Raw genomic sequence first — 8,716 nt, 5'->3', positions numbered from 1 at the left:
CACCGAACCCGTCGCCGCCGAACTGGCAGCGGCCTAACATCCAACCAACTGGATCTACGCTGGCCGTTCCTACACCACGCCAGCGGACGCGGCCCAGGGCACGCACAGCGCGGACCCACCGCACAGCAGCGCACGCACAACGCGGACCCACCGCACAGCAGCGGCGAGGCCGAAGCTATGCCACACGGAGCGGAGACGGAGTCCGTGCAGAGCGGGGCCGTGCGAAGCGGGGCGAGGGCGGAGCATGCCGCGCTGAGCAGGGACGACTCCCACGCCGAGCGGATTTTGGGCGAGCGCAGAGCGCAGCGTAGGGGCGGCCGAGCAAAGTGGGGCGCGCGAAGCGCACGGAGCGGAGCATGCAGCACGCGGAGTGGGAGCGAGATTGAGCCACGCGGAGCGAGGCGCGCGGAGCATGACCACGCGGAGCGAGGCGCGCGGAGCATGACCGCGCGGAGCATGGGGCGAAGCCGTGCCCGCGGAGCAGGCGTGCGGAGCGGGCGTGCGGAGCGTGAGGCGAAGCCGTGCCCGCGGAGCAGGCGTGCGGAGCGGGCGTGCGGAGCGTGAGGCGAAGCCGTGCCCGCGGAGCAGGACCGCGCGGAGCATGGGGCGAAGCCGTGCCCGCGGAGCGGGCGTGCGGAGCGTGAGGCGAAGCCGTGCCGCGGAGCGGGAGCGCGCGGAGCGGGAGCGCGCGGAGCATGACCGCACGGAGCATGACCGCGCGGAGCATGACCGCGTGGAGCGGGAGCGCACGGAGCAGGAGCGCGCGGAGCAGGAGCGCGCGGAGCAGGAGCGCGCGGAGCCGGAAGGGGTTAGGGGTGGGCTCTGGACCAGGCTTTGGCGGCGGCCATGCGTTCGACGGCTGTGGGGTGGGTGCCGAAGAGGAACTGTTCCAAGGGGTTGGGGTCGGGGTCGCCTAGGTTTACCAGGGCCAGGCGGCCCTGCATGGCTTCGAAGTCGGTTGGGTCGGCGGTCAGGGTCAGGGCGTGGGTGTCGGCTCTGGCTTCTACGCGGCGGGAGATGAAGGCTTGGGCTGGGCCGGCTACCAGGCTCGCCACCGTTGCCACGGCCAGGAGTAGGGCCAAGGCCCGTGGTTCGGCTATCGAGTCGACTCTCGCCAGGCGGAGCAGGGCGGTCCACGAGCCGAGCAGGTACAGGGCGCACACCGCGGCCGCGGCACCCAACGCGCCCAAGAGAGTGCCGGTCAGGACGTCGCCCGCCTTGGCGTGGCCGAGCTCGTGGGCTACGACGGACTCGACCTCGGGCGGTGGGGCCTTCTCGAGCAGGGTGTCGTAGACGACTATGCGGCGGGTCGGGCCCAGGCCGGAGACGTACGCGTTCACGGCCCGCGTCCGCCGGGAGGCGTCGGCTATCAGGACGTCGCGGACCGGGACGCCGTCGCGGGCGGCCAGGGCCATCAGAGCGGTGCGCTGCTCGCCTTCGGGCATCGGGGTGAACTTGTTGAAGACCGGCTCGACCAGGACCGGGAAGACGAACGTGAGCAGGACGGTCAGGGCGGCCGCGCCGGCTGCGGCCCAGGCCCACCACCACGTCGGGGCGAAGTGGGTGACCGTGTAGAAGCCGACCAGGACGACGGCGCCGATGACGGCGCCCACGGCGTAGCCCTTCAGCAGGTCGACGGTCCAGGCGCCCCAGCCCTGGGTGGAGAGGCCGTATTCGCGCAGGATCGACTGCCGCCAGGCCGACAGCGGGAGGGCCACCACCTCGCCGATCAGCGTGACCAGCAGGCCGCCGAGCAGGGCCCGGGCCAGCCAGTGGCCGCCGAACGGACGGCCGGCCTGCTCGACCAGCCAGGAGCCGGCCGGGGTCAGGCCGAGCAGCAGGGCCACGACCAGGCCGAGGACGATCGAGATGTACATGCCGGGGCGCAGCGCCCCGTGGAACGCCCGGCCCTGTGCCACCGCGTCTCTGGGCAGGGTGTCGAGCGCGGCCAGCTGGTCGGCGCGGGGTGCGGGGGCGGCCGACCACGGCACCCGCAGCAGCGCGACGGCCGCGGCCGCGACGATGAGCACGATCAGCGTGATCGTGGCCCAGAGACGAGGGGTCATCGCGTCAGCCTATGCGGCGCGGCCGTTGCGGCGGCGGGGTGAGGGGATGGGGGTCATGGGGATGGGCTCGAAGTGGGTGGGCTCGAGCACGGTGACCTCGAAGCCGGCCAGCTCGAACACCTCGATGGCGCGCACCTCTTCGGCGCCCAGTTGGTGAAACGCCTGCGGGGTGTCGAGCAGCAGGGTCACCACGCAACTGCCGCAGGACTTGCCCCGCACCTTGCAGCTTTCGCAGTCGACGAGCATCGCTCCTCCAATACCGACGTTCCGGTGAACCGGATAGCACGAACGGTAGCGAGGGGGTACGACAAAAAATGGATTTGTGCTGGTCAGGACCTTGATAGGCGGCGCAGGAGGGTGTCTGAGGCGAGGGGGTAGGCGCCGTGGCGGCGCACGCCGTCGATGACCTCCTTGTCGGAGGAGATCACGACGATCGGGCGGCCCGCCGGCTCGGCCCGGACCAGGCGGCGGATCAGCTCGTCGGCGGTCTCGCCCTTGCGCGAGAACAGCACGCGGACGCCCCGCGGGGCCGGTGGCAGGCCGTGGACCCGCTCGGCGCCGTCGAACACGACCGTGACCTCGGCCCGGGTCTGCGCGGCCAGGCCGCCGACGCCGGCGATCAGGCGGTTGCGCTGCTGCTCCAGGGAGATCTCCGCGTAGCCCTTCTTGGTGACGTTGTACCCGTCCACGATCATGTGCGCCTTGGGCAGGCTGAGGAGCTGGTCGAGGCGGGCCGGGTCGTCGGCGTCGAGGGCGCGGGCGGCCGCGGTCAGGCCCTCGGGGCGGTCGGCGGACGTCTCGGCGACGAAATCGGCCGGGAGCTTGTCGGTCGGGTCCAGGGCGAGCTCGCGGCGCAGGCCCACGGCGGCCTGGCCGATCGTCTCCAGCAGTAGCCACAGCCGGGCGTCGTCGACCGCGCGGGCGTCCTTGGCACTCTGCCGCTGGGCTCCGGCCGCGGTCTCGGCCTCGGCCAGCTTGGCCCGGATGCGGCGCAGCTCGGCGTCGTGGTCGGCGTTGACCTTCGTGGCCCGGCCCTTCTCGGCCGCGAGCATGTCGGTGGCCTTGCGCTCCTTGGCCTGGGACTCGCGCAGCGCCTTGCTCAGCGTCCGGACCTCGTCGCGCAGGCCGCCGGTCTCTTCGCGGAGCCGGGCGAGCTCGTCGCGCAGCTTGTCGGCCTCGACCTTGGCGACGGCGCGGTCGTGCTCGGCGCGGGCCAGGCGCTGCTCGACGTCGCGGACGCGCTCGGAGGCGACGGCGCCCTCGGCCTCGGCGCGGACGGTCTCGGTGGCGTCGGTGACGAGCGTCCGCCAGCCGTCGGGGCGGGCCAGGTAGGCCAGCGCGGCCACTTCCACCGGGTCGGCGGCGGCCGGCGCGACCCCCTCCAGGACGGCGGCGCCCAGATCACCGGCCTCGTTGACGACCCGGGTGGCCAGCCGCTGGCGCAGCAAGGGGTCGCCGGAGAGCTGCATGGCGATCACGGAGCCGCCCAGGCGGGCCCGGCGGTTGGGGGCGAACTTGGCCACCCGGCGCAGCGGCATGGGCAGCTCATCGAGGGGCAGACCGCTGATCGCGGCGGCGGCGAGGGAGATCACCCGCTGCCGGACGACCTCGGGCAACGTCGGCTCCGGCTCCTCCGCGACCTCCGCACCATCACCACCCGACGAGTCGACTGCACCGACCGACAAGCCGTCCCCACCGGCCGACAAGTCGTCGTCAGCGCCCGGAGAGCCGTCATCAACAGTCAGGAAGTCGTCGTCAGCGGCCGAAGCGTCGTCGCCGCCGGTCGACGCGTCCGGCAACGAGGTGACTGACAGAGCGTCACGGTCAGACGACGGTTGGTGGCCGCCCGCAGGGGTCGGCACCCCGGGATCAGGGGTGGCCGGAGAGCCCGGCGAGGAGGCGGAAAGGCCCTGCGCAGGCGTCACCGCGGCCTCGGCATCGAGGTCGTCGGAAGCGTCGTACGCAGACATCACTCCAGTGTCGCATTGTCGACCACATTCGCCCGGGATGGAGTCCAGGACCGCAGCCTTACTCCGAACGGCTAAAAGCTGACATATCCTTATTTCACCCGATTGTGCGCACGGATGGGGAGGCGGGGATGGTGGCACCGGTACCCAGCAACGAGGCGGAGCGCCTCGACACGCTCCACGCGATGGCTGTCCTGGACACGCCGCCGGAGACCGATTTCGACGACATCGTCCGGATCGCGAGCGAGGTCTGCGGCGCCCCGATCTCGCTGGTGTCGCTGATCGACACCGAACGGCAGTGGTTCAAGGCCAAGGTCGGCGACCTGGACCTGGCCGAGACGCCGCGCGAGGTCGCGTTCTGCGCCCACGCTATCATGGGCCGCGACCTGATGGTGGTGCCCGACGCGACGGCGGACGCGCGGTTCGCCGACAACCCGTACGTCAAGGTGGACGACGGCATCCGTTTCTACGCGGGCGCGCCGCTGCTCACCGCGGAAGGCGCGGCGCTGGGCACGCTCTGCGTCGTCGACCACAGCCCGCACAAGCTCAACCTCGACCAGATGAAGGGGCTGCGCGCGCTGGCCAAGCAGGTCACGGAGCTGCTGGAACTGCGCCGGCTCGTGGTGACCGAACAGCTGGACGCCAAGCCCGCTCCCCGCGCCGTCGACCTGGCCTATCTGACCGAGGCGCGCATCCGGGAGCTGCGGGGGATCGCCGACGCCCGCAATATCGCGATCACGCTCGGGTTTACAGACGCTGCGACGGTACACGCCGATCCCGCAAAACTCTCAAGAGCTCTCGATTACGTCATTTTCGGTGCCCTCAAGCTGGCACCGGCCGGCGGACGGGTCGCGGTTCGGGTGCTCGGCACCCCGGTGCCGACGATCGAGATCGGGCACGCGGGCGGCAGCATCAAGCCCGAGTGGCAGGTCGACCTGGAGGGCCGGCGGGAGGCGGACGAGCCGGTGCCGCGGGCGGTGGCCGACATCCTGCGCGCCCACGGGGCCACGGTCATGGACACGTCGGCGATCGTCGGCTCCCCCGACGTGCGCTTTGAGCTGCGGTTTCCTCCTCACTAGCATTTTTTGTCACACCCTGGTCGTAGTGTGCGCCCGTGCCCCACTACCACCAGGAAACGCTCGACGCCCTGTTCGACGACCCGCGGGCCGCCACGCTGTTCTCCACCACGTTCGTCGTGGTCGACCTGGAGACGACGGGCGGCGCTCCGGACGGGGGCGGCATCACCGAGATCGGCGCGGTGAAGGTCCGCGGCGGGGAGATCCTGGGCGAGTTCGGCACGCTGGTCAACCCGGAGGAGCGGCTCCCGGCCTTCATCACGGTGCTCACCGGCATCACCGAGATGATGCTGCTGGAGGCACCGAAGCTGGAGACGGTCCTGCCGAGTTTCCTGGAGTTCGCGCAGGGGGCGGTGTGGGTCGCGCACAACGCCCCGTATGACACCGGGTTCCTCAAGGCGGCGTGCGCGAAACACGGGTACCCCTGGCCGAAACCGATTGTTTTCGACACGGCCGCGATCGCCCGGCGCGCGATGGTCGCCGACGAGGTGCCCAACCACAAGCTGTCGACCCTGGCCCGGCATTTCCGCTCCCCGACGCAGCCGGTGCACCGGGCGCTGGAGGACGCCAAGGCCACGGTCGACGTGCTGCACGGGCTGTTCGCGCGGCTCGGCAGCCTCAAGGTGCAGACCATCGGCGAGGTGCTGGAGTTCGTCAAGGCCGTCAGCCCGGCCCAGCGGCGCAAGAAACACCTGGCCGAGGGGCTGCCCGACGGGCCCGGGGTCTACCTGTTCCGCGGGCACAAGGACCGGCCGCTCTACATCGGGACGAGCTCCTCGATCGCGACCCGGGTGCGCAGCTACTTCACGGCGGCGGAGAAGCGGGCGCGGATCGACGAGATGCTCAACGCGGCCGAGCGTGTCGAGGCGATCCTGTGCGCGCACTCGCTCGAGGCTGAGGTCCGCGAGCTTCGGCTGATCGCGGCGCACAAACCGCCGTACAACCGCCGCTCGAAGTTTCCGGAGCGGGTCGTGTGGCTCAAGCTCACGTCGGAGGCGTATCCGCGGCTGTCGGTGGTGCGGGAGGTGCAGGGCGACGGCGCGGCCTACCTGGGGCCGTTCGGCTCGCGGCGGTTCGCCGAGCTGGCGGCGGCCGGGCTGTATGACGCGCTGCCGCTGCGGCAGTGCACCCACAAGCTGTCGCTGCGCACGCAGACGCCGGCGTGCGCGCTGGCCGAGCTGGGGCGGTGCCCGGCGCCGTGTGAGCACCGGATCTCGCCGGACGACTACGAGTCGCGGGCGGCGGCACCGTTCCGGGCCGCGACGACCGGCGACCCCGGGCCGGTGGTCCAGGGGCTGATGGCGCGGATCGAGGCCCTCGCCGAGGCGGAGCGGTACGAGGACGCGGCGACGATCCGGGGGCGGATGGTCGCGTTCCTGCGCACGGCGATCCGGCAGCAGCGGCTGGCCGGGCTCAGCGGGTTACCGGAGGTGGTGGCGGCGCGACCGTCCGCGAGCGGCGGCTGGGAGATCGCGGTGGTGCGACACGGGCGACTCGCCGCGGCGGGCGTGTCACCCCCGCGGGTGCACCCGCAGCCAACGCTGGATGTGGTCTTGGCCACAGCGGAAACCGTCCAACCGGGGCCGGGGCCGACGCCGCGAGCCACTCCGGAGGAGACGGAGCGCATCCTGGCGTGGCTCGAGCGGCCCGAAACCAGGCTGGTCAAGACCGATATTGGCTGGTCATCCCCGGTGCAGGGAGCGGCGCGCTGGCGGCCGTTCCTGGCCCGGGCGGAGGCTGCCGCCTCGGTTCGAACCGACTTGGACGGGTAGGTACATCGGACGAACGCACATACTCAAATGACCGATCGGATGCCGGGAGGGAAACTAGGCTGGAACCTACCCAAACCCCGGCCCGTTAGAGCCCACGGTGAGGAGGTGCCGCTATGGAGTCCGGTTTGCAGCCCGGCGCGTCCTTTGGTGCGGGCTCCTCCCCCGCCCCGGTCCCGGATGCTGAGTCCCACGACTCAAAGACTTCAAACATTTCGGGTGTACTGCCATCGAGTGACGCGCCGAACACGACGCACAGCGAGTACATGGTGGACCCAGCGGCGTCGGACAGCAACCCCACGGAGTTTCCGAATTTCCGAGCCGGGCCGCCGGGATCGCTCATAGGGCCCGCGACCAGCGCGGATGCGCACCAGCTGGTCGGCGAGGCGGTGGCGGCGCTCGACGCGCCCGGCGTGTCGGCCGCCCCGCTCACGATCCGGGTCGAAAATCTGGGCGCCGGCGGCGGATTCCGCACGGCCGCGCCTGGTTCACCCCCGCCGGGAGCCGCCGCGAACGGCAACGGCAGTCCCCCGGGCAGCCCGCCTGAGCACGGGACGGCCGGATCGGGCAGCGGCGGGGAGCGGGTCCGGGCCGGCGAGATGTTCCTCGGGCCCAAAGGGCTGCCGACCGCGGCGATCGTGACACCGGAGGCGCCCGCGCGGCGGAGGTACTCCCCGCCAGGCCAGGACCAGGGTGTCGGCGAGGCGATCACCGGAGACCGGGCGCCGGGCGAGCGCGCGCCGACCGAGCGATCGCCGAACGACCGGGGTGGCGACGGCACCGACCGGGGGCGGCAACACGAACGTCAACAACACGCGGAGTCGCAGCGAGTGCCCGCGGATCGAATGGCAACGGATCGGGCCCGCCGGCCCGACCACGTGCCGGCCGACCGCGGGCATCAGCATGACCGGGCACTGAACGACCACCCCGCCCAAGGCGACCGCAACGCCACCGAACGCGCCCCCAACGAGCACGTAGCCCGCCCCGACCGCCGCCCCAACGAGCACGTATCGCACACCGACGAGCACGTATCGCGTACCGCGAACCCCGACGCCCGCACCGACCAGCCCGCCCCGCGCGCCGACCAGCCAGATTCGCGCACCGACCGAACAGACCCACGCACCGGCCAAGCGGACTCGCGCACCGATCACCGCGGCGAGCAGCACCACAGCGGCACGCAGAGCAACAGCCAGCAACGCCTCGGCACGGCGACGAGCAGCAGGAACGCGAGCAGCACAAGCACGAACGGCATGAGCGCGAGCGCGAGCAGCACGAACGCGAGCACGAGCAGCACGAGCGCGAACGGAACAAGTGCGAACAGCACGGGCAGCAGCAACGCGAGCGACACGAACACGAGCGCGAACGGCACGAGCACGGGCGGCACGAGCACGGGCGGCACGAGCACGGGCGGCACGAGCACAAGCACGGGCGGGACGAACGCGAACGGCACGAGCACGAGCGGCACGAGCACAAGCACGGGCGGGACGAGCGCGAATCGAACAAGCGTGAGCAGCACGACGAGCACGAACGGAACAAGCGCGAACGGCACGACGAGCGCGAACGGAACAAGCGCGAGCGGCGCGAGCAGCAGCAACGCGAACGGCACGAGCGCGGGCGGCACCAGCACGAGCACGGGTGGGACGAGCGCGGGCGGCACAGGCGCAAGCACGAGCGGCACGAGCGTGGGCGGTGACCGTGACGAGCGGGGTGCTCGTGAGGTCAAGGTGCGGGGTGGGCAGGACGAGCGGGGTACGGGGCGGGGCGGGTCGGAGTGGCCGGCCAACGATCGGGGCATCGAGCATCGGCAGCGGGCCGTCGCTGAAGTCGCCGCGGCGGAG

The 8,716-nt window shown here is 71.9% G+C and carries 6 protein-coding genes; 2 read left to right on the top strand and 4 right to left on the bottom strand.

Annotated elements, in window-relative coordinates; genetic code table 11:
• Positions 1 to 809: 809 nt before the first annotated feature.
• The 3 genes from ACIA8L_RS55090 to ACIA8L_RS55080 form a co-directional block, all read right to left on the bottom strand.
• Positions 810 to 2,066, bottom strand: coding sequence for a M48 family metallopeptidase (locus ACIA8L_RS55090; protein WP_395918106.1), 1,257 nt, complete (start codon positions 2,064 to 2,066; stop codon positions 810 to 812).
• A gap of 9 nt (positions 2,067 to 2,075) precedes the next feature.
• A complete protein-coding gene (locus tag ACIA8L_RS55085) occupies positions 2,076 to 2,312 on the bottom strand; it encodes a hypothetical protein (RefSeq protein ID WP_395918104.1) in 237 nt (78 codons plus the stop codon).
• Between the two features lie 83 nt (positions 2,313 to 2,395).
• Positions 2,396 to 3,751, bottom strand: a complete 1,356-nt coding sequence (locus ACIA8L_RS55080; RefSeq protein WP_395918102.1) for an NYN domain-containing protein — start codon at positions 3,749 to 3,751, stop codon at positions 2,396 to 2,398.
• Between the two features lie 467 nt (positions 3,752 to 4,218).
• Here ACIA8L_RS55080 and ACIA8L_RS55075 point away from each other — a divergent pair, with 467 nt between their 5' ends.
• Positions 4,219 to 5,112 carry a GAF domain-containing protein gene (locus ACIA8L_RS55075; protein WP_395918100.1) on the top strand — a complete coding sequence of 298 codons (894 nt, stop codon included), beginning with the start codon at positions 4,219 to 4,221 and terminating at the stop codon, positions 5,110 to 5,112.
• 35 nt (positions 5,113 to 5,147) lie between these two features.
• Complete coding sequence (locus tag ACIA8L_RS55070) at positions 5,148 to 6,881, top strand: DEDD exonuclease domain-containing protein (protein ID WP_395918098.1); 1,734 nt, start codon at positions 5,148 to 5,150, stop codon at positions 6,879 to 6,881.
• 1,144 nt (positions 6,882 to 8,025) lie between these two features.
• Here ACIA8L_RS55070 and ACIA8L_RS55065 read toward each other — a convergent pair.
• Complete coding sequence (locus ACIA8L_RS55065; RefSeq protein ID WP_395918096.1) at positions 8,026 to 8,535, bottom strand: hypothetical protein; 510 nt, start codon at positions 8,533 to 8,535, stop codon at positions 8,026 to 8,028.
• Between the last annotated feature and the right edge of the window lie 181 nt (positions 8,536 to 8,716).

The sequence above is a fragment of the Dactylosporangium sp. NPDC051541 genome, from assembly GCF_044454505.1.
GTDB lineage: Bacteria > Actinomycetota > Actinomycetes > Mycobacteriales > Micromonosporaceae > Dactylosporangium.
The sequence above is the reverse complement of the archived record's forward strand: the minus strand, read 5'-3'. Positions and strand labels throughout refer to the sequence as shown.